Annotated in this window: 18 protein-coding genes; 12 read left to right on the top strand and 6 right to left on the bottom strand. The window is 69.6% G+C overall.

Going from position 1 to position 23,398, the window contains the following annotated elements; genetic code table 11:
* Positions 1 to 3: 3 nt before the first annotated feature.
* The 5 genes from AB0M02_RS36015 to AB0M02_RS35995 form a co-directional block, all read right to left on the bottom strand.
* Positions 4 to 1,245, bottom strand: coding sequence for a hypothetical protein (locus AB0M02_RS36015; RefSeq protein ID WP_364235380.1), 1,242 nt, complete (start codon positions 1,243 to 1,245; stop codon positions 4 to 6).
* Between the two features lie 125 nt (positions 1,246 to 1,370).
* Positions 1,371 to 3,353: a PAS domain S-box protein gene (locus AB0M02_RS36010; protein ID WP_364235379.1), complete on the bottom strand. Its 1,983-nt coding sequence runs from the start codon at positions 3,351 to 3,353 to the stop codon at positions 1,371 to 1,373.
* A gap of 78 nt (positions 3,354 to 3,431) precedes the next feature.
* Positions 3,432 to 3,932, bottom strand: a complete 501-nt coding sequence (locus AB0M02_RS36005; protein WP_364235376.1) for a PAS domain S-box protein — start codon at positions 3,930 to 3,932, stop codon at positions 3,432 to 3,434.
* A gap of 69 nt (positions 3,933 to 4,001) precedes the next feature.
* On the bottom strand, positions 4,002 to 4,793 hold the full coding sequence (locus AB0M02_RS36000; RefSeq protein ID WP_364235374.1) for an SDR family oxidoreductase: 792 nt from the start codon (positions 4,791 to 4,793) through the stop codon (positions 4,002 to 4,004).
* A 25-nt stretch (positions 4,794 to 4,818) separates the two neighbouring features.
* Positions 4,819 to 6,036, bottom strand: a complete 1,218-nt coding sequence (locus tag AB0M02_RS35995; RefSeq protein ID WP_364235371.1) for an MFS transporter — start codon at positions 6,034 to 6,036, stop codon at positions 4,819 to 4,821.
* Positions 6,037 to 6,161: 125 nt separating this feature from the next.
* On the opposite strand from AB0M02_RS35995, the gene AB0M02_RS35990 reads away from it, so the two are divergent.
* The 7 genes from AB0M02_RS35990 (at position 6,162) to AB0M02_RS35960 (ending at position 13,119) form a co-directional block, all read left to right on the top strand.
* On the top strand, positions 6,162 to 6,764 hold the full coding sequence (locus AB0M02_RS35990; protein WP_364235370.1) for a TetR/AcrR family transcriptional regulator: 603 nt from the start codon (positions 6,162 to 6,164) through the stop codon (positions 6,762 to 6,764).
* Between the two features lie 281 nt (positions 6,765 to 7,045).
* Positions 7,046 to 7,549 carry a hypothetical protein gene (locus AB0M02_RS35985; protein WP_364235368.1) on the top strand — a complete coding sequence of 168 codons (504 nt, stop codon included), beginning with the start codon at positions 7,046 to 7,048 and terminating at the stop codon, positions 7,547 to 7,549.
* A 29-nt stretch (positions 7,550 to 7,578) separates the two neighbouring features.
* The gene (locus AB0M02_RS35980; protein WP_364235365.1) at positions 7,579 to 8,637 is read left to right on the top strand and encodes a peptidoglycan-binding domain-containing protein; all 1,059 of its coding nucleotides are present in this window, start codon (positions 7,579 to 7,581) and stop codon (positions 8,635 to 8,637) included.
* A gap of 11 nt (positions 8,638 to 8,648) precedes the next feature.
* Positions 8,649 to 9,329 (top strand): ABC transporter ATP-binding protein, encoded by a 681-nt coding sequence (locus tag AB0M02_RS35975; protein ID WP_364235603.1) that lies wholly within the window; start codon positions 8,649 to 8,651, stop codon positions 9,327 to 9,329.
* On the top strand, positions 9,326 to 10,510 hold the full coding sequence (locus tag AB0M02_RS35970) for an ABC transporter permease (RefSeq protein WP_364235364.1): 1,185 nt from the start codon (positions 9,326 to 9,328) through the stop codon (positions 10,508 to 10,510). The genes AB0M02_RS35975 and AB0M02_RS35970 overlap by 4 nt, the downstream gene beginning before the upstream one ends.
* 178 nt (positions 10,511 to 10,688) lie before the next feature.
* A complete protein-coding gene (locus tag AB0M02_RS35965; RefSeq protein ID WP_364235362.1) occupies positions 10,689 to 11,612 on the top strand; it encodes an alpha/beta hydrolase fold domain-containing protein in 924 nt (307 codons plus the stop codon).
* A 109-nt stretch (positions 11,613 to 11,721) separates the two neighbouring features.
* Positions 11,722 to 13,119, top strand: coding sequence for a reverse transcriptase family protein (locus tag AB0M02_RS35960; RefSeq protein WP_364235360.1), 1,398 nt, complete (start codon positions 11,722 to 11,724; stop codon positions 13,117 to 13,119).
* Between the two features lie 212 nt (positions 13,120 to 13,331).
* On the opposite strand, the gene AB0M02_RS35955 is transcribed toward AB0M02_RS35960, so the two are convergent.
* Positions 13,332 to 14,336 carry a LacI family DNA-binding transcriptional regulator gene (locus AB0M02_RS35955; protein ID WP_364235359.1) on the bottom strand — a complete coding sequence of 335 codons (1,005 nt, stop codon included), beginning with the start codon at positions 14,334 to 14,336 and terminating at the stop codon, positions 13,332 to 13,334.
* 300 nt (positions 14,337 to 14,636) lie between these two features.
* On the opposite strand from AB0M02_RS35955, the gene AB0M02_RS35950 reads away from it, so the two are divergent.
* From AB0M02_RS35950 to AB0M02_RS35930, 5 genes are read left to right on the top strand one after another with little or no spacing between them, the layout of a single operon-like run.
* Complete coding sequence (locus AB0M02_RS35950; RefSeq protein WP_364235357.1) at positions 14,637 to 15,572, top strand: sugar ABC transporter permease; 936 nt, start codon at positions 14,637 to 14,639, stop codon at positions 15,570 to 15,572.
* Complete coding sequence (locus AB0M02_RS35945) at positions 15,569 to 16,390, top strand: carbohydrate ABC transporter permease (protein ID WP_364235354.1); 822 nt, start codon at positions 15,569 to 15,571, stop codon at positions 16,388 to 16,390. The genes AB0M02_RS35950 and AB0M02_RS35945 overlap by 4 nt, the downstream gene beginning before the upstream one ends.
* Complete coding sequence (locus AB0M02_RS35940) at positions 16,387 to 18,981, top strand: family 78 glycoside hydrolase catalytic domain (RefSeq protein ID WP_364235352.1); 2,595 nt, start codon at positions 16,387 to 16,389, stop codon at positions 18,979 to 18,981. Before AB0M02_RS35945 ends, AB0M02_RS35940 begins: the two co-directional genes overlap by 4 nt.
* A gap of 24 nt (positions 18,982 to 19,005) precedes the next feature.
* Positions 19,006 to 20,259 (top strand): extracellular solute-binding protein, encoded by a 1,254-nt coding sequence (locus AB0M02_RS35935; protein ID WP_364235349.1) that lies wholly within the window; start codon positions 19,006 to 19,008, stop codon positions 20,257 to 20,259.
* Positions 20,256 to 23,354 (top strand): family 78 glycoside hydrolase catalytic domain, encoded by a 3,099-nt coding sequence (locus AB0M02_RS35930; protein WP_364235347.1) that lies wholly within the window; start codon positions 20,256 to 20,258, stop codon positions 23,352 to 23,354. The genes AB0M02_RS35935 and AB0M02_RS35930 overlap by 4 nt, the downstream gene beginning before the upstream one ends.
* Positions 23,355 to 23,398 lie beyond the last annotated feature (44 nt).

Raw genomic sequence — 23,398 nt, 5'->3', positions numbered from 1 at the left:
TCGTCAGCCGAGCAGGATGGTGGCGCTCATCTCCGCCAGGCCCGTGGTGATGTCCTCGAAGAAGATCCGCGAGGAGCAGTTGCGGTCGGACGTGTCGTACCCGCGGCACGTCACCTCCTGGGCGCTGCTCCCGCCGCTGATCGTGCCGTGGGCCAGCACCCGGCCGGTGCCCGCGCCGTCGAAGGACACGACCGGGCCACCGCTGTCACCCTCGCCGGCCGCGGCGAGCCCGTCGAGCTGATCGGCACGCACCTGCCCGCACACCCGCACGGTGCCCTCGGCCGGCGTCGAGAGGTTGATGCACAGTCCGGTGGCGCTCACCGAGACCCGGCACCGGGATCCGGAGAACGAGCCCGATGTGCAGAGGATGTTCCCGACCTGGTTGGCGCGGGTGCCCACGACCGGGCTGGAGAACTCCTGGACCACCCGGCCCAGCGAGTCGAAGGTGTTGAGGTACACCCGTCCCTGCGAGTTGCCGTTGATCACCATGACGTCGTTGCCGTCGTCCTCGGTACCCACCCGGCCGATGTCCTGTCCGGTCGGATCCTCGGCCAGGTGGTTCGGCTCGCCGCAGTGCGCGGCGGTCAGTACCCGGTTGACGCCGGCCTGTACCACGCCGAAACCGGTGGAACAGCTGCCGCCGCGGGTGGCGTTCTGCCAGCGCGCGCCGCCGGACCACGGCGGCGCGTCGTTGACCCGGGTCAGCGCCACCGGCTTGACGTTCGTCTCCAGCGTCACCGGGACGCCCGCGTACCGAGCGGCCGGGATCGCCGCGCCGTCGGTGCCGACGAGCAGCCCGGAGCCGTCGGCCCGGGGGCCGACCATGGTCACCTGGTCGCCCGCGCGAGCCAGCAGCCGCTCGGCCGCGGCTTGCAGGTCACGCTCGGAGTAGAGGGCCGGCAACACCCGCATGGGTACGGACGAGCGCACCCTCGCCGACAGCCCGGCCGGTGCCGCGCCCTTCCAGTACACCCGCAGCTCGCGGGTGGCCGGGTCGGCGATGACGCCGGCGTACCCGGAGCGCTCGTCCGCACGTCCGGCAGCGGTGACGCGGGCGCCGGCGACGTTCATCCGGTCCTGGGTGGTGAACAGCTCCGACCACGATGCGAAGCCGCCGGGCACCGGCTCCGGATCGGCGCCGAACGTGCTGCCGGGCGGTGCCGCGTGGGCGGGCGGCGCCGCGAGCCCGGCGACTGCGAGTGCCAGGGCGCAGGCCGTCGCCGCCAGTCGTCCTAGGTTCCTCACTGGTCCTCCTTCGGTAGGTCACCGGTCGGGGTACCGGCGCCATCGAGGAGCGACGATGTCGTCACCCGGGCGGAACCGCCCCGGATCCTGGACACCGTTGGACACAGTTGGACGCGTCTGGCTCCTTACGCGCCCCCGGTGGGCAGGGTGACGACGAAAGCCGATCCGTGTCCGGGAGCGGGTTCGTAGTGGATGTCGCCGTTGTTGGCGCGGGCGAGTTCCCGCACGATGTGCAGGCCGAGTCCGGTGCCTTTGACCGTGGTGGCGGTCGCGGCGGCACGAGTGAATCGTTCGAACAGGTGTTCTCGCAGGTCGGTGGGGACGCCCGGGCCGTCGTCACAAACGGCGATCCGCACGGTGGTGCCGGTGGCGCGGGCGGTGATTCTGGTGGCTCCGCCGCCGTATTTGGCGGCGTTCGACAGCAGGTTGCTCAGAATCTGCGCCAGATGTCGGGGCTGTACGCGGGCGGTCAGGTCGGTGGGGCAGTCGATCGCGGTGCTGGTGCTGTTCACGGTGTTGGTGAGTGCGACGCGGAGGTGGTCGTGGACGTTCACCGATTCGGGGGTGGCGGACAGCCGGCCGGCGTCGAGGGTGACCATGGTGAGGACTTCGCGGACGATGTCATCGAGCTGGTGGGCGTTGCGGTCGATGGCGGCCAGCATGGTTTTCTGGGTGTCGGCCGACAGGTCGTCCCAGGTCTCGGCGATCGTTTCGGTGTAGCCGAGGATCGCGCACAGCGGGTTGCCGATTTCGTGGCCGAGCATGCCGATGAGGTCTTGTTTGAGCTGGTTGGCGTCCTGTAGCTGGCTGTTGCGGTCGGCCAGATCGGTGATGGCGGCATCGCGGGCGGCTTCGGCGGCGCGGCGCGCGGTGACGTCGGTGTTGATCGACAGGACGGCCACGGGCTGCCCGTCAGCGTCACGTTGCAGCGCCTGACGGGCCAGGACGATCACCGGCCGGCCGTCGGCGCGGCGATGCTCGAGTTCGCCGGCCCACACACCGTGCTCGTCGAGGGCCCGGTCGATGTCGTCGCGGGTGGTGCTGCCGCAGCAGACGGTACCCAGCAGGTGGTCCAGGTCGTGGCCGGCCGCGGCGCCGGCGGTCCAGCCGTAGATCCGTTCGGCTGCCGGGTTCCAGTAGGCGATGTGCCCGCGAAGGTCACGCAGGATGACCGCGTCCTGGGTCAGGTCCAGCAGGTGGGCGCGCTGGTGCAACTGCTGGGCGATCGCCCGTTGTTCGGTGATGTCCTCGACCTGCGTGACCAGGTAGCGGGGCCGGTTGTGATCGTCACGGATGACCGCGATGTGCGTTCGTACCCACAGAATGTGCCCGTCGGCGTGCCGGAACCGCGACACGGTGGTGAACCGGTCGGTGGTTCCGCTCAGCAGCAGCCGCAGCGCCTCGTCGGTCGCGGGATGCTCGTCCGCGTGGTGCAGGTCGTGGACCCGCATGCCGGTCAGGACGGTGACGGGGTACCCGGTGATCCCGGCCATCGCGGCGTTGGCGCGCAGGATGACGCCGAGGTTGGCCGCGGTCAGGTCGGTCAGGACCATCCCGAGTGGGCTGTCCTCGAACGCCGACCGGAAACGCGCCTGGCTGTCGTGCAGCGCCGCGTTGGCCTCGGTGGCGCGTTGCAGCGCTTCGGCTTCCAGCCGGATCGCCTCGGCGTGCCGCAACGCACCGGTCAGGGCGTCGGCGAGCAGTGTCAGGTGTTCGATGTCGGCGTCGTCGAAGGCGTGCGCCTGCCGGCTGGAGACGCCAAGTGTGCCGAACACGGCGCCGTCGGCGAACAAGGGTGCCACGATCATCGAACCGACAGAGGCGGCCATGCGGTTGGTCCGCAGCACCCGGGCATCGGTGGCGGTGTCGTCGCAGTGCAACGTGGTGCCGGAGGTCACGACCGAACCGGCCAGCGAACCCGCGACCGGGACCCGGGACCCGGCGAAGGCCCGCAGCACACCGGTGGCCGCCGCGGCATACAGTTCGTCGCCGTCGACCAGGCCGACCATCGCCGCGTCGGCGCCGGCCAGGGCCTGCAACGCCCGTTCGGCGACCAGCGGCAACACGACGTCACGGTCGGTGGCCGCGGCGGCGACCTCCCGCTGCACCGCGATGATCGTTCGCAGCCGGCCGGTCGCCCGGTCAGCGTGTTCCTGCGCCCGTTTGCGGGCGGTGATGTCCTCGGCCTAAACCAGCAGCCGCCGCCCGCCGTCCGGGCCGCGGATCGCGGTGATCGTCACCCGCGCCCACACCCGGGTCCCGTCCGCCCGGACCAGCCGGACCTGCCGCACACCCGCCGGCACCCGAGCGGCGCCCGCCGCATCGTCCGGATCGGTGAACTCCCGCGAGTCGCACCCGGCCAGAGCGGCCGGCTCGTAGCCGAGCATCCGCGCATACGCGGCGTTGACCTGAACATACCGGCCCAGGTCGTCGGTGATGGCCATCCCGAGCGGACTGGCCTCGAAAGCAGCCCGTGACTGCTCCTCCGCCCCCGCACGATCGCTCAGCAGCTCACTGAGCGGCCGGCCCACCGCCTCGCACTCACTCCAGCCGAGCAGCCGTTCCGCCGCCACGTTCCAGGTCCGCACCACACCGTCGGCGTCCATGCTGACGAACGCGTCCGGCGCCGCGTCGAGGATCCGCAGCAGACCGGCAGCCTGCGCCTGCTCGAACAGCCGACCCGCCATGCCCCTCTCATCGGCCACCCGCCCGCACCGATTTAGCGCAGCCCGTACCGAAGATCGGCGGCACGGCTGCTACAGGTGTTTCACCTGGCCGCCGTCAATGAGCAACTCCGCACCGGTGATGTTGCCGGGCGAGGCGGCGAAAGCGATCAGTCGAGCGACCTCCTCGGGTGTGGACATACGTCCGGAGGAGGCGCCCAGCGACTGCTGCAACTGGTCTGCGAACATCTCATGGTCCATACCTTGACGGCGGGCGAGTTGGCCGATGAAACCGTCGGCGTCGAGCCAGAGCCCGGTGCTGACCGGACCGGGTGACACCGTGATCGCCCGCACCCCGCGTCCTCCGTACTGTTCGGCGATGACCTTCGTGAGCGCGTTCAGGGCGGCCTTCGCGACGTTGTAGTGCGCGGGGCCGGCGCTGACGATCCGCGCTCCGGCCGAGGACACATTGACGATCACTCCACGACGTTCGGCCAGGCTTGGCAGCGCCGCGCGGCTCATCCGCAGAGCACTGTAGAAGTTCACGTCGAACGTGTGTTCCCATTCGCTGTCCGGCAGATCCTCCACCAGGAGCAGCGCGCCGTCGGCGAGCCTGGCGGGGTCTCCGACGCCGACATTGTTGATCAGCACGTCGATGCCGCCGAGTTCGGCAAGGGCGGCATCGACGAGCTGGGCCGCGCCATCGGGAGTGGCAAGATCCACCACGACCGGCACCGCGCCGGTTTCCTTCAGTTCCGCGGTGATGGTCCGCGAGCCGGTGACGACTCTCATTCCTTCGGTACGGAGTGCGCGCACGACCGCGAGCCCGATGCCTTTGCTTCCGCCCGTGACGACAGCGGTCTTGCCGTGGAGTCCGAGGTCCATCTGGTGTCCTTTCGGGGTTACTCGATTACTGGGCTTCGATGGCGGCCGGTTGCACCGGGCTGCCGACGGGGGAGTGGGAGGGCGGCGGCTTGAGGAGGTTGGTGGCCCACGCGAGCAATACCGACGCGGCTGACGCGGCCAGGGCGGTGACCACGGGGCCGGTGCTGCCGGAGTGGTCGAGCGCCCAGCCGCCGACGACGGCGCCGACGGCGATGCCGGTCGTGACAGCCGACGCGGGGAGACTCGACGCGAGGTCGCGACCCGGACCGGCCAGCAGGACGACCCGGTGCTGCAGGGAGGGCACCAGGCCGAAGCCGACGATTCCCCAGAGCGTCATGGCCACGGCCACCGCCACCGCGGATCGGCCGAACACCAGCAGTACGCCGAAAGCCGCTGTGAGCGTGATGCAGCAGGCCACCAGGGCGATCCCGGGGGCGCGGTCGGCCGCTGCCCCGCCGGCGAAGGTGCCGACCGCGTTGGCCGCGCCGAACGCGAGCAGGAACAGGCTGATCACGCCGCCGGACATGCCGGTGACCTCCGACAGGAACGGCGCGATGTAGGTGAGCGCGGCGAACTGCCCGCCGAGGACGACCAGACCCAGCGCGAGCAGTGCGAGCACTCGCGGCGCGAGTGCATGCCGGGCCTGGTCCGCCGATCCGCCCTGTCCGGCGTTCGGCACGGGCGGGACGACGAGTACGGCACCGGCCAGCGCGATGACTCCCAGGAGCGCGATGCCGATGAACGAGGCCTGCCATCCGGCGGCATTGGCCAGCAGAGTCCCCAGCGGTACGCCGACGGCACTGGAGACCGCGACGCCCCCGATGACCACGGCGATCGCTTTGCCGGCACGTTCGGGAGCAACCTGACGTGCGGCCACTCCGAACGCCACTCCGATGAACAGTCCCTGCAGTGCGCCGGTCAGACCCCGCAGTGCGAGGAGCAGTCCGAACGAGCCCGACATCGCGGCGGCACCGGTGGCCGCGACGTAGAGGGCAAGCGATACGAGAAGGAGGGGGCGGCGCGCCATCCGGATCGTCAGCGCGGTCAACAGGGGCCCGGCGAGGGCGATGCCGGCCGCATATGCCGTCACGAGAAGGCCTGCCCTGCTGACGGGCACGGAGAAGTCAACCGCGATCAGATCGAGAACGCCGACCACGATCAGTTCGGCGCTGCCCATGACGAATGTGCCGGCGAACAAGGTCGCCAGGACCAGCGAGCTGCGGCGGGACGTGTCGGAAGCCATGGTGGCGACGCTAGCATGTTAGGGATCGTTTCCTAACATCGCTTTGGGAGGATCTCCGCCATCGTTCGCAGCAATCCCGCCAACATGCAGAGAAGGGCTCCCTAACAAGGCGATACGCTGTTCGCATGACCAACCAGACTCGCCGTTCCGCCGCGGACACACGCGAGCACATCCTGCGGACCGCCGCGGATCTCTTCTACTGGACCGGTCTGCACGCCACCGGGGTCGACCGCATCGCGGCCGAGGCGAAAGTCGCGCCGACCACCCTCTACCGGTCCTTCCCCTCCAAGGACGAGCTCGTCGCGGCATATGTGCGCCGCGTCGACGAGCAGACCCGGGAGTGGATCGAAGCCGCGATCCAGGCCGCTCCCGACAACCCGCGCTCGGCGGCCTTGGCCGTCTTCGAGGAACTTCCGAAACGACTCGCCCCCGAGTCGTACCGTGGCTGTGCCTGCCAGATGACACTCGCGGAGTACCCGGATCCCACCTCGGCCGCGCATCGCGACGCCGTGGCCGCCAAGGTGTGGCTGCGTGACAGGTTCGCTGAACTGCTGCGGCCGGCCGGCGTCGACGCCGACACGCTCGCTGACCGGCTCCTGATCCTCTACGAGGGTGCCCTCGCCGCCGCGCAGAGCACCGCCAGCGCCGAGCCGGCCGTCCACGCGGTCGCGATGGCCGAAACCCTTCTTGACGCGGCCGGGGTCTGGGAGCCACGGGCCGCATCCTGACGAACTGGAATTCGGCTTCGGCCCGGTCGGTATGACCGGCCCGAACGAGGGTGATCCGCCACCACGGTGACGCGCGTGCCGCAATTCGCGTGAGCCGGGCGCATGTGCTGTGAAAGCGCCGCCTGGCAGCGTGGGCGCCTGGTGGTCCCCGAAGCAAGTCGAATCGTGTTCGAAAGGTATCTCTCATCGTGTCGAGAACGTCTCGTGCCGCCCTCGCGGCGGCCGGCCTTCTGCTGCTGCTCGGATTGAGCGCCTGCGGCAGTGCTTCGAACGAACCGGGAGTGGCGACGGCGGGCAGCCCCGACCTGCCCACCCCCAGCGCCACAGCGGACGTTCTCACTCAGTACGTCGACGCACAACGCCGATGGGTCGACTGCATGCGGCAGCAGGGACACAACCTGCCCGACCCCGATGTCAAGGGTGCCGTCGATGTGTCGGCCTACCTGAACAGCAAGAAGGTTTCCAAGGCCGACGCCGGTTTCCGTGCGGCGCAGAAAGAGTGTTCCGGGTTGAAGCCCACTGTCCCGGCGGAACTGGAGGAGCGGCCCGCGATAACGGCCGAGCAACTGGCGAATCGGCAGAAGTACGCCAAGTGCATGCGCGAGAACGGCATGCCCCAGTTTCCGGATCCGGATCCGGCCGGCGAGTTCCGCCCCAGTGGGCAGGGCGGGGAACAGACCGAACAAGAGGCGTTGGACAACGAGAAGGCGCTGCAGATCTGCGATCCGGTGATCGACGGCAAGCCGAAGGGCACGTGGGATCCGAACAAAAAGGCACAGGGATGACCTGGAGGGGCCGGCCCAGGTGGCCGGCGGTGGCGGCGACGGCAGGCGGGTTGCTTGTTCTGCTCACTGTCGGTGTGGTGGGCGCTCTCGGGCTGGGCGGCGCGAGCGAGGCCCAACCCGATGCGCGCCGTACCGGACCCGCTGCCACCACCACCGTCACCCGGGAGACTCTGGTCGAGGAAGTCACCGCGTCCGGTGAGCTGGGGTACGGGCGGGCCACCCCGGTGACCTCGACCGCTGCGGGCACTGTCACCTGGTTGCCCAAGGTGGGCAGCCGCGTCGAACGGGGCGGCTCACTGCTGCGCGTCGACGATCAGCCGGTGGTGATGCTCTACGGGGCGCTGCCGATGTATCGGTCGCTCAGCGCCGGGCTGGTCGGCTCCGACGTGCGGCAGTTCGAACGGAATCTATCGGCACTCGGTTACCGCGGGATCACCGTTGACGAGACGTTCTCGCCCGAGACGACAGCCGCGGTGAAACGGTGGCAGAAGGATCTTGAGGTGCCGGAGACCGGCGTCGTCGATCGCTCTCGCGTGATCTACACGCGGGACGCGGTGCGCATCTCCCGCAGGCTGGTGCGTGTCGGCGGTTCAGCGACCGGGGACGTGGTCGAGTACACCGGCAACATCAGGGTCGTCACGGCCGACATGAACCGGTCGGAAGCCGGCTGGGCGGTCAAGGACGCGAAGGTCACGCTGACCGTGCCGGGCGGCTCGCCGCAGGCCGGCACGGTGACCGCGGTGTCCGGCGAGACGGCGCCCACCTCGGGCGGTGGGGACGAAGGTAAAGGCGATGACGGGCCGGGCGAGAACAACGTGACGATCACGATCGGCTTCGCTTCGCAGAAGGCTCTCGGCACCGAGGCCGGCGTGACCGTGAGCGTCCGGCACGTCCTGCAGAGACGGGAAGACGTCCTGACGGTTCCCGTCAACGCCCTGCTGGCCCTGGCTGAGGGCGGCTACGGCGTGGAGGTCGTCACCGGCGACGTACGCGTCGTCGCGGTGGAGGCCGGCCTGTTCGCCAACGGCCGGGTGGAGATTCGCGGTTCCGGTATCGAGGACGGCACCGTGGTGGGTGTCCCGGCATGAGTGAGGGAGCGGTGGTCGAGCTGTCCGGGGTGTCCAAGACGTACCCCGGTGGTGTGGTGGCCCTGCAGGACGTGCACCTGAGTATCGGGTACGGCGAGCTGGCCGGAGTCGTCGGACCGTCCGGTTCCGGAAAGTCGACCATGCTGCACCTGATCGGCACGCTGGACAGGCCCTCGACCGGCTCGGTCCGCATCGGCGGCTACGACGTGTCAGCGCTCAGCGATCGGCAGGTGTCGGCACTGCGCGCCCAGCAGATCGGCTTCGTATTCCAGCAGTTTCACCTGGCCGTCGGTGTCGCGATCCTGGAGAGCGTCGCTGACGGCCTGCTCTATTCCGGCCTGCCGGCACGCAGGCGCAGACGCCGCGCGGAGGCCGCCCTGCACCGTGTCGGACTCGGGCACCGGCTGAGTCACCGGCCGCACGAGTTGTCCGGAGGCGAACGGCAAAGGGCCGCCATCGCCCGCGCTGTGGTCGGCGAGCCACCCCTTCTGCTGGCCGACGAGCCGACCGGCAACCTCGACTCGGTCTCCGGCGAGGCCGTGCTGGCGCAGCTGCGCGGGCTGCACTCAGCGGGAACCACGGTTGTCGTCATCACCCACGATCAGCAGATCGCGGCGAGTCTTCCACGGCAGATCGTGATGCGCGACGGCCGGCTCGCGTTCGACTCGGCAAGGCCGGTGATGACGCGATGACAGGAGGCAGGCGCCTCCGCGCGGCCCGTCTCAGTCCGATCGATCTCGCCCGGTTGGGTGTCGCCGGCCTGAGGGCGCGGCCACTGCGGGTGTTCCTGGCCACGCTCGGCATCGCCATCGGTATCGCCGCCATGCTGGCGGTGGTCGGCGTCACCACGTCGAGTCAGGCCCACCTGGACCGGGAGCTGAAACGACTCGGCACCAACCTGCTCACCGTCGAGGCCGACGACGAGCACGGAGGGCTGCCCGCAGAGTCGACCCGTATGGTCGCCCGGATCGCGCCGGTCGAGTCGGTCGGCGCGACCGGCAGGACCGGCGCCGCGGCGTACCGCAACGATCACGTTCCCGCACCGGAGACGAGCAGCGTCGAGGTCCTCGCCGCGGAACCCGCGCTGGCCGCAACGCTCGATGTCACGGTCGCCGCGGGCAACTGGTTCAGCCCGGCGACCACCACCTATCCCGCCGTGGTCCTCGGTGCCACCGCCGCTCGGCGTCTGGACGTACCCAAGGTCGGTTTACGTCTGTGGATGGCGGGTGAGTGGTTCGTGGTGATCGGGATCCTCGAGCCGGCCACCCTCGTCCCGGAACTCGACGCCGCGGTGCTGGTCGGCTGGGGCGCCGCCCGGACGTACCTGAACTTCAACGGCCGGCCAACGACGATGTACGTGCGAGCATCCGAGCACCAGGTGGCCGCCGTCCGTGACGTGCTCGGGCGTACCGCGAACCCGGAGTCGCCCCAGCACGTGCTGGTGTCCCGGCCCTCCGACGCGCTCGCCGCGAAGCAGGCCACCGACGCCACTCTCAGCGGCACGCTGCTGGGGCTGGGCGCGGTGGCTCTGCTGGTCGGCGGCATCGGCATCGCCAACACCATGGTGATCTCGGTGCTGGAGCGGCGGGCCGAGATCGGCCTGCGCCGGGCGCTCGGTGCCACCCGTGGCCACATCCGCATGCAGTTCCTCATCGAGTCGCTGCTGCTGGCCGGGACAGGCGGGGCCACCGGCGTCGTTCTCGGGGTCGTGGCCGCCGGCGTCTACGCGTACAGCCGGCAATGGCCGGCGTTCGTGCCGACCTGGGCGACCGCGGGCAGCATGGTCGCGGCGTTGCTCATCGGCGCGATCGCCGGCCTGTACCCCGCGGTACGCGCGAGCCGCCTCGCCCCGACAGCGGCTCTGGCCGGCTGACCACCTCGCGGGGCGGTGGTGCCGAAACGGGTCGGCAACAGAATGAACACAAAGGTGAGCATCGATCTTTCAGGAGGCACGGTGATGGGCACAGCGACGCGGCACCCCGGCCGCGGCGTGTGGGTCTCGTTGTCTGGCGAGAGGAGCCCGTCCCGTGTCCGGACGAAGAATCGTGTTGGTGACCGCTGGTGTCCTGATGGCTGCCGGCCTGGCAGCTCCGGCCGCCGCATCCGCGTCTGCTGCTGGTGGCGTCGTCGACGAGCCGGTGCGTACCACCGGTTGCGGATCACGTCCGCCTACACCGCCCGGCGTGCCGGCCACCCGGACGGTCGTGAGTGGCGGTATGGCCCGTACCTATCTGCTGAGCCTGCCGGCCGGCTACCGGCAGGGGCGGGCGACACCGGTCGTGCTGGCCTTCCATGGGCGTACCCGCACCAGCGAGTATCAGCAGGAGCTCACCGGGATGGACCGGCTGGACGCGATCGTCGCCTACCCCCAGGGTACGGTCGGTAACGACGGCGAGCCCTCGTTCCAGGGTGCGCCCTACTCGTCCGGCGTGGACGACGTGCTCTTCACCAGCGACCTGCTCAATCAGCTGCAGCGTCAGCTGTGCGTCGACGCGAGCCGCATCTATGTTTCCGGAAAGTCCAACGGTGGTGGCTTCGCAGCCGTGCTGGCCTGCCGGCTGTCCGGGCGGATCGCCGCATCGGCTCAGGTCAGCGGTGCCTTCTACCCTCAGGGCGGCGCCTGCGAACCGGCCCGGCCGACGCCGATCCTCGAGTTCCACGGTTCGGCCGACGCCACGATTCCCTACGACGGGAACCCGGTCAAGGAGCTGCCACCCGTGCGGACTTGGCTGGCGGGCTGGGCCGCACGCAACAGGTGCGCCGCCGAACCTGTGACCAGCACGCCGGTCGACGGGGTGACCAGGTACGCCTGGCGAAGGTGCGCCGCGGCGGTCGAACACTACCGGGTCGAAGGGCTGGGCCACGACTGGCCGAGCACCACACCCAACCTGGACTCGGCCACCCCCACGGTGATCGACGCGACCCCGATCATCTGGAGATTCTTCCTCGGGCACCGCCTGCCGACCTGTCGCTGACGGCGTCGCGTCGGTCTCTATGCTGCTGGGTGGCAGCGTGTCCCGAGCTGGCCGTCGCACGTCGTTCACGGCGGCGAGGGTCTCTTCGGGGTAACCCCGAGGAAGCTGAATGACCACCGCAGCGCATCGCCGGCGCGCATCCGCGCTTCGCGCAGCCCGGCGCAGGCACGACCGGGAATCGTCGGGGCACGCTGCCGACCAACCCGGGTACGCACCACGCCGGCAGCACCCGTCCCACGTCGCCGGCGCGCTGGCCGACGCCCTGCTCACCACGAGCTGGCGGCCTGAGGACATGCTTGCGACAGTACGGTCGGTGGTCCCCGGCCGCCCGGCATGGGCGCGGCGACTGGTCACCGTCGTGCTGCGGTCCTATCCGCGCGCACCCGCCGACCGGCCCCGTGAACTGCGACAGTTCCTGGTCAACCTGGACGGCACCCCGCGGGTGGCGGTGCGACGAGCGGTCATCCGGCACCGGCTCGCGGCGCCGACCCGTGTCGTACGCATGCGGTGGGGTGCCCCTGGCATCGGTGATCTCGGCGAGCTTGCCGAGTTCCTCGGCCTCGACGACGCCGCGCTCGACTGGTTCGCCGACCGCCGCGAGATCAACCGCCACGCCCGTGACGAGCGGCTCCGCCACTACCGCTACACGTGGCTTCCGCATCGGCTGATCGAGGCGCCGAAACCGCGCATGCGCGCCCTGCAACGACAGGTGCTCGATCAGATCCTGACGGCCGTGCCCGTCCACGATCGCGTCCACGGGTTCGTGCCGGGACGCGGAACGCACACCTCCGCGCACATGCACGCCGGCAACGCCGTTCTGGTGAGTTTGGACCTGCGCGCCTTCTTCTCCGGCATCACGGCGGCGCGAATCCACGGGCTGTTCCGCGGCATCGGCTACCCCGAACCGGTCGCCCACGCCCTGACCGCCGTGACCACCACCCGCACGCCGGCCCACATCCTGCGCGCCGCACCCGGCCCGTACCTTGCCGCGCTGCTGCGCCAACCGCACCTGCCGCAGGGAGCGCCGACATCTCCCGCGCTGGCCAACCTCTGCGCCTTCCGGCTCGACCGTCGGCTGAGCGGACTCGCCGACCGCCTCGGCGTCAACTACACGCGCTACGCCGACGATCTCGCGTTCTCCGGCACGCTCAGCAACGGCCGCATCGACCGGCTCGTCACGCTCGCCGGCCAGATCGCCCACGAGGAAGGGTTTGCGATCCATCCCCGCAAGACCCGGATCCGGCGACAGTCTCAGCGTCAATCCCTGACCGGCCTGGTCGTCAACGCCCGCCCCGCCGTGCCGCGCGAGGACTACGACCGCCTGCGCGCCATCCTGCACAACGCGGCCACCCACGGACTCGCTGCGGCGAACCGCGACGGCCACCCCGACTTCGCCGCCCACCTGGCCGGCCGCGTCGCCTGGATGTCCCACCGCCACCCGTCACGCGCCGCGAAGCTCAACCACCTGCTCGAACGCGCGCGATCCGGTCCAGCGGGCGCGCCCTGACTTCAAGGACTGCCGGGTTTCCGCCAACAGTTTCTCTGATTTCCATAACGCGCAGGCGTATTACGGCTCGGCGGCCAACGACTGGTGGGCCTACACGCTCAGCGACAACGGGGAGCGCCCGGCCGTCCGGCGGCCGGGCGCTCCACAACGGACGGCCAGCTCCGCCACGTCGAGCAGCTGTTCGTCCCGGTACGTGTTGGGGAGAGAGGGGATCAGATGGCCGCAGTGGTGCGGCGTACGACAAGGGTGGGCGTCAGTTTGACCTGGGCGGTCCGGCGGTCGCGCTGGTTGATGCGCTCGACCAGCAGGCGGGCGGCGTTGGCGCCCATCTGCCGGCCGTCCTGGTCGACGCTGGTCAGCGAGATCGGCCCGAACGCGGCGAGAGCGCTGTTGTCGTATCCGGCCAGTGAGATGTCGCCGGGCACGGTCAGCCCGGCTTCGGCGATCGCCTCCAGCGCGCCGAGCGCGACGACGTCGGCGCCGGCGAAGATGGCGGTGGGCCGGATCCGGCGGGCGAGCAGTTGCCGGGCGCCGAGGTAACCGCCCTGCTGGGTGTAGCTGGTCGAGGCGATGTCGATCTCGCCGGCCAGGTTGTGGGCGATCATCGCGTCGCGGTAGCCGCGGGCGCGCTGGGCGTTGGGCATCTCGGCGAGGCGGACCGGATCGGTCTCGTGGTGCTCGATGTGGGCGATGCGGCGGTGGCCGAGGCTGACGAGGTGGTCGACGACCAGGGCGGCGCCGGTGATGTCGTCGTCGGTGACGCTGTCGTAGGTGGGGGAGGAGCCGTGCCGGCCGACGACCACGGTCGGCACGCTGCGGGCGACTTCCGTGAGGCGCTCCTTCGCCGAGACCGGGGCGATCAGCACGAGGCCGTCCATGCTGCGGTCGATCATTGCCTCGGTGACCCGGGCCTCGTTGGTCACGTCGTCGCAGCCGGACGTCATGAACAGCTGGTATTCGGTGTCGTCGAGGTGTTCGGCGACACCGTCGAGGATGTCGGCGAAGAACGGGTTGCGTACGTCCGGCAGCATCACGCCGACAGTCCAGGTGCGCCCGCGTAGGGCGCGGGCGGCGGCGGAGGGCCGGTAGCCGAGCTCGTCGACGGCGGCGCTGACCCGGCTGCGCATCTGCGGGCTGGTGCCGTACGCGTTGCGCAGCACCTTGGACACCGCGGTCGTCGACACCCCCGCGTGCCGGGCAACGTCCACGATCGTCACCCTTCGGGCCGTAACCGGCGGTTCGTGCATGCGCGCTCCCTGCTAGTGAAACGTTATCCAAGATAGAGATGATCACGTCATCACGGAAGTGGGCGCCGGCAGTTGGAGCCGCCCCGAGGCGCGCCGATATTGAGTGTCTAGAACCCCTTGACGCTGTTCGGCACGCGCTCGTAAGGTCGGCGAAACATTTGGAAAACGTTGCCCACATCCTTCCGGCGCTGGGGTGACCGCCTCGGTCGCGGCGCTGGTGCCGCGACCGTTCCACCTGATCATGAAACGATTCAGCAAGGTGGGTTTCCCGTGACAACCGATCTCCAACAGCGGCGCTCCCGCCGAGCTGCGGCGGCAGCGCCACCGCGCCGCCGCGGACATGCCGCACCGCCCTGGTGGTTCACCGTCCCGGCGCTGCTGCTGTTCGCCTTCGTGGTGCTCGTGCCGAGCGCCCGTGGCGTCTACTACGCCTTCACCGACTGGGACGGCCTCAGCACCGACTTCGCGTTCATCGGCCTGGACAACTTCCGGGCGATGACCGATGACCCGGACGCGTTGCAGGCCATCTGGCACACGTTGCTGGTCGCGGTCGCCATCACGGTCATCCAGAACGGCATCGGCCTGTTGCTGGCCCTCGGCGTGAACACGGCCATCAAGAGCCGCAATGTCCTGCGGGTGCTGCTGTTCGCCCCAGCCGTGGTTACACCGATCGTCACCGCATACCTGTGGCGCTACCTGCTCGGCTGGGACGGCGCAGTGAACAGTCTGCTCGGCGGGGTGGGCCTCGGCTCGCTGCGGCAGGACTGGCTCGGCGACCCGGACCTCGCGCTCTGGATGGTTGTACTCGTCGTGGTCTGGCAGTTCGCCGGCTATTCCATGGTCATCTTCGTTGCCGGGCTGCAGTCGATCCCCAAGGAGATCTACGAGGCCGCCGCGATCGATGGCAGCGGACCGGTGCGCAGGTTCTGGTCGATCGTCCGGCCGCTGCTGGCTCCGGCAATCACGATCAACCTGATGCTGTCGATCATCGGTGGGATCAAGCTGTTCGACCAGGTGTACGCGCTGACTGGCGGCGGCCCCGGCCACGCCACCGACACCATCTCCACCCTCATCTACAAGGACGCGTTCACGCTCGGTGAGTTCGGCTACAGCATCGCCCTCGCCGTCGTGCTGACCGCCATCGTCGCGATCGCCTCCGCCGGCCAGTACGCCGTCCTGAACCGCAACGAGAAGGCGGCATCATGACCCGCTACACCTCACGCACCCTTGCGCTCGAGATGCTGATGATCGCGGTCGCCGTCGTCTTCGCTTTCCCGGTCTATGTCCTGGTCAATCTGGCGGTGCGGGCGCCGAGCGACACCTCGTCCCCGATCGCGCTCACCTCCAGCCCGACACTCACCAACTTCACCCAGGCCTGGCAGGAGGGCGGGCTCGGCGGCGCCCTGATCAACAGCGTGATCGTCACCGCGGTCAGCGTGCTGATCGTGCTGGTCGTGTCGTCGCTGGCGGCGTACCCCTTGGCCCGCAGCACCGCGCACTGGTCCCGGGGCGTGTTCCTGCTGATCATGCTGGGCCTGATCCTGCCGTTCCAGCTCGCCGCGCTCCCGCTGTACCAGACCATCCGCGACCTGGGGCTGCTCGGTTCGGTGTGGTCGCTGGTCCTGTTCTACGCAGGCCTGCAGGTTCCGTTCACCACGTTCCTCTACGTCGGCTTCCTCCGGGCGCTGCCCCGCGACTTCGAGGAGGCCGCCACCATCGACGGGTGCGGACCGCTCACCGCGTTCCGCTACATCATCCTGCCCATGCTCAAACCGATCACCGTCACCGCACTGGTGCTCAACGCCGTCAGCGTGTGGAACGACTTCTTCACCCCACTGCTCTACCTGTCCGGCAGCGACCAGCAGACCATGCCCGTCGCAGTCGCCGGGTTCGTCGGCCAGTTCGTCTCCGACTGGAACCTCATCTTCGCCGCCCTGCTGATCAGCATCGTCCCGGTCCTGGCGGTCTACCTGGCGCTTCAGCGCTCCATCATCAACGGCTTCGCCGGGGGGCTGAAAGGATGATCGTTTACGGCCTGAGCACCGAGCAACGCACCGAGCCGCTCGGCATCGACGAGAAGCACCCGCGGTTGTCCTGGAAGCTTCGCAGCGAACGGCACGGCGCCGCACAGAGCGCCTACCGGATCACTGCGTTCGCCGGCGACGAGACGATCTGGGACACCGGGCGCCGGGAATCCGCCGACACGATCCTGATTGCCTGGCAAGGACCGACCCTGCGGCCTGCGACCCGCTATCGCTGGACAGTCGAGATCTGGGACGAACAGGGTACGCACGCAGCCGCCGATACCTGGTTCGAGACCGGCCTGCTCGACGCGACCCCATGGACCGCGGCGTGGATCGGCCGTAATCCGCTGACCCTGCCCCCGATCGACCCGCCCACCGACGACGACCTGAACAACCCAAGTCCCGCCGAGGCGCCGATCCACCTACGCCGCGCCTTCCACCTCACGGCGGCACCTGTGCGGGCGAGGCTGTACGCGACGGCCCGCGGTGTCTACCAGGCCCAGCTCAATGGCGAGCGTGTCGGTGACCACGAACTCGCACCTGGCTGGACCGAATACCACCAGAGAATCCAGTACCAGACCTACGACGTCACCGAGCACCTGCGTCGAGGTGACAACAAGATCGAGGCGACCGTCGCCGACGGCTGGTGGAGCGGCTACATCGGCTTCGACCCGCGCCGCCCGGCCCGCCACTACGGCGACGCCCCCGGCTTTCTGGCCCAGCTGGTGCTGGACTTCGCCGATGGCTCCCGCCAGGTCATCGCGACCGACAGCGACTGGACCGAGCACGACGGCCCGATCCGGTCCGCCGACCTGATGATGGGCCAGTTCACCGACGGCAGCCGCGAACTGTCCGCACCCCGGCCGGTCGCTGTCGCCGACACCGAACCCGGCCCGCTGGTCGCCGAGCCAGACGACCCAATCCGAGTCACCGTCGAGCTGCCGGCGATCACCATCACCAACGGCATCGCCGACTTCGGGCAGAACCTGGTCGGCCGGGTCCGCCTCACGATCCGCAACGCCCGGCCCGGTCAGCGGATCACCCTGCGGCACGCCGAAGTCCTCGACGACGGCCGGCTCTACACGGCCAATCTGCGGCGGGCCGCGGCCACCGACACGTACCTCTGCAAGGGCGTCGATCATGAGGTTTTCGAACCAGCGCTGACGTTCCACGGCTTCCGGTATGCCGAGATCACCGGATACAAGCCAGACCCGGGCGATGTCATCGCGTGCGTGCTGCATAGCGACACCCCGTGGGCAGGCCGGTTCGAGTCCTCGGACCCGGCCGTGAACCAGTTGCACGCCAACATCGGCTGGGGGCAGCGTGGCAACTTCGTCGCGGTGCCGACCGACTGCCCGCAGCGCGACGAGCGGCTCGGCTGGCTCGCTGACGCGCAGGTGTTCGCGCCGACCGCCACCCGCAACGCCGACGTGTCCGCGTTCTTCGCCCGCTGGATGCGCGACGTCGTCGGCGGCCAGAACGCCGACGGCGCGTTCCGTGACGTGGCGCCGATCATCGCGCTTGACCGGGAAGGCGCCCCGGCCTGGGGCGACGCTGGCGTGATCATCCCGTGGCTGCTGTGGCGCGCCTACGGCGATCGGCGCGTTCTGGAACGCAGCTTCGACGCGATGGCCGCGTGGGTCGAGCACATCCACCGGCACAATCCGGGCCTGGTGTGGGAGCACCGCACCGGCAACTCCTACGGGGACTGGTTGCAGATCGACGCCGACACCCCGCGCGACGTGCTCGCCACCGCCTACTTCGCGTTCAGCACCGCGATCGTGGCGCAGGCCGCGCAGGTGCTCGGCAAGCCGGCCGATGGGTTCCATGATCTGCACCAGCGGATCCGGCAGGCGTTCCAGGACGCCTACGTCGCCGACGATGGCAGCGTCAAAGGCGCGACGCAGACCGCATACCTGCTGGCTCTGGCCTTCAATCTTCTTCCCGACGGCGCCGAGGGCCTCGCCGTCGGCCACCTCGCCGCCGACATCGAACGCCGCGGCAACCGGCTGACCACCGGTTTCGTCGGCGTCTCCCTGCTCTGCCCGGTGCTGACCGAACACGGCCGTGCTGACCTTGCCTACGCGCTGCTGCACCAGGACGAGTTCCCGTCCTGGCTGTACTCGATCCGCAACGGCGCCACCACGATCTGGGAGCGCTGGGACGGCTGGACCGAAGAACACGGCTTTCAGTCCGCCGCGATGAACTCGTTCAACCACTACAGCCTGGGCAGCGTCGGCGACTGGCTCTACGGCCGGGTTGCCGGCATCGACCAGACACCCGGCTCGGTCGCCTACTCCGAGTTGCTGCTGCGCCCCACCCCGGACCCGACCGGCCGGCTCACCTGGGCCCGAGCCGAACAGGAGACCGCCCGCGGGCTGGTCGCCTGCGGCTGGTCGATCGAAGACGACCGGCTCACCGTGACCGCCACGGTGCCGCCGGGAAGCACCGCCATCCTTCTGATCCCCACCAGCGCCCCCGGCAGCGTGCACGCTGCCGGAACGCCCGGGGTTCTACGGGCCGAACCGACGTCCGCCGGACTCACCCTGCGGCTGACGTCCGGCCGATACACCTTCACCACCCCCGCCTGAGCATCTCCAACCCAGGAGAAGATCATGAAGAAAGTCCTCGCCGCCCTTGCGGCAGCATCCCTTCTCGCCGCCTGCTCCAGTGGCACCAACGCCAATTCCGGCAGCTCCGGTGACAACCAGACCCTGACTATCGCCTCGGTCGACCAGGGCTCGATCGAACCCCTCGTCGAGGCATTCAAGGCCGCCAACCCGGGCGTGACCATCAACCTCACCACCAGCGGCGCCGACGCCCACCAGCAGCAGATCCGCACCCAGCTCGCCTCCGGCACCGGCCCCGACGTCATGTCGGTGTGGCCCGGCAACGGCAACCCGGGCGCCACCTACGTGCTGGCCAAGCCCGGATACCTGCTCGACCTGTCCGACCGGCCCTGGGCGTCCCGGCTACCGGAGTCGTTCCAGAAACTCGCCCAGTACGAGGGCAAGACCTACAACGGGCTCTTCGGGCTCAACGGCATCGGCGCCGTCTACAACGACGAAGCGATGACCAAGGCCGGGCTTACCGCACCAGGCACCTGGACCGACCTGCTCGCCTTCTGCAAGGCCGCCAAGGACAAGGGCACCCCGGCGTACGCGCTCGGCATCCAGGACAACTGGGTCACCCAGCTCGCCGCGTACGCGCTGGTCGCGACCACCGTCTACAGCGCCGACAAGGAGTTCGACACCAAGATGGCGGCCGGGCAGGCCACGTTCGCCGGATCGCCGTGGACCACCGCGATGGCCAAGTACGAGGAGATGAACAGCGCCGGCTGCTTCCAGCGGAGCCCACTGAGCACAAGTTACGAGGCCAGCCAGACCTTGGCGGCGACCGGTAAGACGCTCGGCATCATTCAGGGCAACTGGGTCGTCGCGCTGCTCAAGGGCAAGAACCCGTCGGGGAAGTTCACGATGAAGGCGCTGCCGGCCACCGACGACGCGGCGCAGTTCTTGATGCCCGCGGCCGCGGGCATGGGGTACGGCGTCAACGCCAAGGCCAAGAACAAGGAACTGGCGATCAAGTTCGTCGACTTCGTGATGTCCCCGCAAGGTATGAAGACCATCACCGAGGCGCAGGGCAGCCTGCCGACCCTGCCGGACGCCGGCACCACCGTCGACCCGGGCCTGGCCGAGTTGACGACATTCGTGAACGACAACCGCACCGTGCCGTTCATGGACCAGCTGTGGCCCAACGCTAAGGTCCAGCAGACCCTGCTCAGCGGCCTGCAAGAGGTCTTCAGCAGCCAGGCCACCGCCGACGAGGTCCTCAAGGACATGGACACCGACTACAAGGCCGGCGCATGAAACGCCGCACCGCACTCGGACTGACCCTCGCCGTCCCTTCCGCGACTTTGCTGACCGCCGGACCCGCCGAGGCGACCGGCCACGGCCACGGTGATGGGCCCGGTCTGCGCGTCGTCGGCCTGCGTATCGACGGCCGCGGTGACCAGCCACTCGGCCTGGACTCGCCGAACCCGGTGTTCAGCTGGCGGTTCGCCGAGACGTCATCGTCGGCAGCGGACCGGCAGAGCGCCTACCAGATCCGGGTCTACGACACCGACCGTGACCGGCTGCTCTGGGACTCCGGCAAGGTGAACTCGGCGGTCCAGTCCGGCGTCCGTTACAGCGGCCGGACGCTGACCTCCCGGCAGCAGATCAGCTGGCAGGTCCGCGCCTGGGACGCCAACCGGCACGCCACCGACTGGAGCCGCGCGTCGACCTGGGAGACCGGGCTGCTGAAGCAGGGCGACTGGGGTGGCGCCCGCTGGATCGAATATCCCGGCCGCGTTGAGACCCAGCCGATGCCGATCTTTGCCCGGCAGTTCACCACCGACATGCACCGCAAGGTCGTCCGGGCCAGGCTCTACCTCTCCGGCGTCGGCCTGCACCTGGCCACTGTCAACGGCCGGTCCCTGACCGACGAGGTCCTGGCTCCGGGCTACTCCAACTATCAGCTCTCCAGCGAGTACCGGGTCTACGACATCACCGGCGAGCTGCGCAAAGGCGCCAACACCGTCGGGGTACGCCTGGGCAACGGCCCCGCGTACGTGCGGCGCAGCGCCACCAACCCCGCTGTCGGGCGCACCGCACCGTACTCGTGGTGGCAGAGCCAGCTCAAAGGCAGCGGCACCCTGATCAATGCCGTGGAGGCCGGCGCCACCACGGTCACGCTGTCCAGCGTCACCGGATACCACATCGGCGGCACCGTCAACGTCGACACCGGTGGTGGCGGCGACAACCTCGAATCGCGGGTGATCACCGCGATCGGCCCGGACAGCATCAGCTTCACACCCGGGCTGTCCAAGCCGCACCCGGCCGATGTCACGGTCACCGGCTCCGGCAACAACATCGCGGCCAGCGACGCCAGCGCCGGAGCGGCCGTCACGCCTCGATTCATCGCGCGACTCGAGGTCACGTACACAAATGGGCTTGAAAGGGTGATCGTCTCCGACCGTGAGTGGCGCACCGCGCCCGGCCCACTGACCACCGATGCCTGGTACTCCGGCAGTGACCACGACGCCCGCCGGGAGCAGCCCGGCTGGGATCACGCCGGATCGGATCTGACGGCGACCGCGAAGCGCCGCGACGGCGCCCCGACCGGGTGGATCGCCGCCGGCATCGCCCCGCCACCCAACCTGGCCACCGAGCTCGTCGGCCGGACCGCGCCGCCGATCACGATCGCCGACCGCTACGAACCGGTCGCGATCACCAACCCGGCGCCCGGCACGTGGGTGTTCGACTTCGGTCAGAACATCGTCGGATTCCCGCAGCTGACGGTGAAAGGCCTGCCCGCCGGCGTCACCGTCCGAGTCTCGCCGGCCGAGTCTCTCGCGGCCGACGGCACCGTGGACCAGGCGTCGCTGCGGGGCGGTGGTGGCAGCCGCGGTGTGGACCTGTTCAACACCTACACCACGGCCGGGCTGCGCGGCGGGGAGACGTGGCGGCCGGACTTCAACTACTTCGGCATGCAATGGGTGCAGGTCACCGGCCTGCCCGACGGGTATGTGCCGACGAAGGAGACAATCACCGGACTGCGGGTGCAGGCCGAGACGCCGATCGCCGGGTCGGTGACCACGTCGAACGCCCGGGTCAACCGGCTGCACAAGATGGCCTGGTACTCGTTCGCTGGCAACATCATGAGCGTCTTCACCGACTGCCCGGGCCGGGAGAAGCTGTCCTACCCGGCCGACTACACGATGCCGATGGGCTCGATCCACCGTAACTTCGACCTCGACGCCTACCTGCGCACCCACGAGCGGCACCTGGTCGAAGGACAGTCGGTCGCGGACACCCCGATGGCCGGCAACGTGGCGCTCAAGACCCCGGTCTACGACTGGGGTTACACCGGGCGCTTCGGCGATGAGATCAACTGGGGTAACGCGATCATCCTGGTGCCGGGGTTCCTGCGACAGCTCTACGGCGACACCGAGACGGCGGCCCGCTACTACGAGCCGATGGTGCGGTTCGCCGACTACATCGCCCGGCAGAAAGCTGTCGGCCACATCGTCGACGCGGCCCTGGCCGACTGGGTCTCGGCCGAACCGGTGTCCGGCCGAATCACCGGCACCTGGGGCTACTACCTGATGATCAAGGAGCTGGCCGAACTGGCCCGGCTGACCGGACATCAGGCGGACGCCGTCAGATACACGGCCCTGGCCGCCGACATCAAGGCGGCGTTCAACACCGCCTTCTGGGATCCGGCCCGGCGCCTGTACGCGGACAACGGCGCCGTGTCCCAATCCGCGCAGGCGCTCGCGCTCGACGCCGGTCTCGTGCCGGACGCGGAGCGTCAGGCGGTCCTCGACGGCCTGGTCGCGATGATCTACGCGTTCCACCCGAACGGCGACGGCCCGCACTTCAGCGGCGGCACCATCGGCATGGCGCCGACCGTGCGGGCGCTGTCCGCGGGCGGCCGCGACGACGTGCTCTGGGACGTCATCCACTCCGACGAGCAGCCCAGTTACGGCTACTTCATGGAGTCCACCGTCGCCAACCCGGGCGGCATGACCACCATGGGGGAGCGGTGGACCCGCGGCGACTCCAAGAACCACATGATCCTCGCCCAGATCGAGGAGTGGTTCCACGCCGGCCTCGCCGGCATCCGCGCCGCCGACGGCACGCTCGCCTACCGGGAGCTGGTCATCCAGCCGAAGGTGGTCGGTGACCTGACGTTCGTGAAGGGCCACTACACCACCCCGCAGGGCACCGCCCGCTCGGAGTGGCGGCGCGACGGCAACCGGCTGCGGATGACCGTCACCGTCCCGCCGAACACCACCGCCACCGTCCATGTGCCCCGGCTCGGCGGCAGGACGGGCCGTACCCCGCACCGCGCCACCTTCGTGGGTGTCGACGGTGACTACACCGTCTACCGGGTGCCGTCCGGCACCTACCACTGGTGAACCGCTGCCCGGCCGCCGTCCCCGCGGCGGCCGGGCAGCCCTTC

It is taken from the genome of Actinoplanes sp. NPDC051861 (assembly GCF_040681145.1).
In the GTDB taxonomy this organism is placed as follows: domain Bacteria; phylum Actinomycetota; class Actinomycetes; order Mycobacteriales; family Micromonosporaceae; genus Actinoplanes.
Note: the sequence above shows the minus strand (reverse complement) of the source record. Positions and strands in the feature narration are given on the sequence as shown.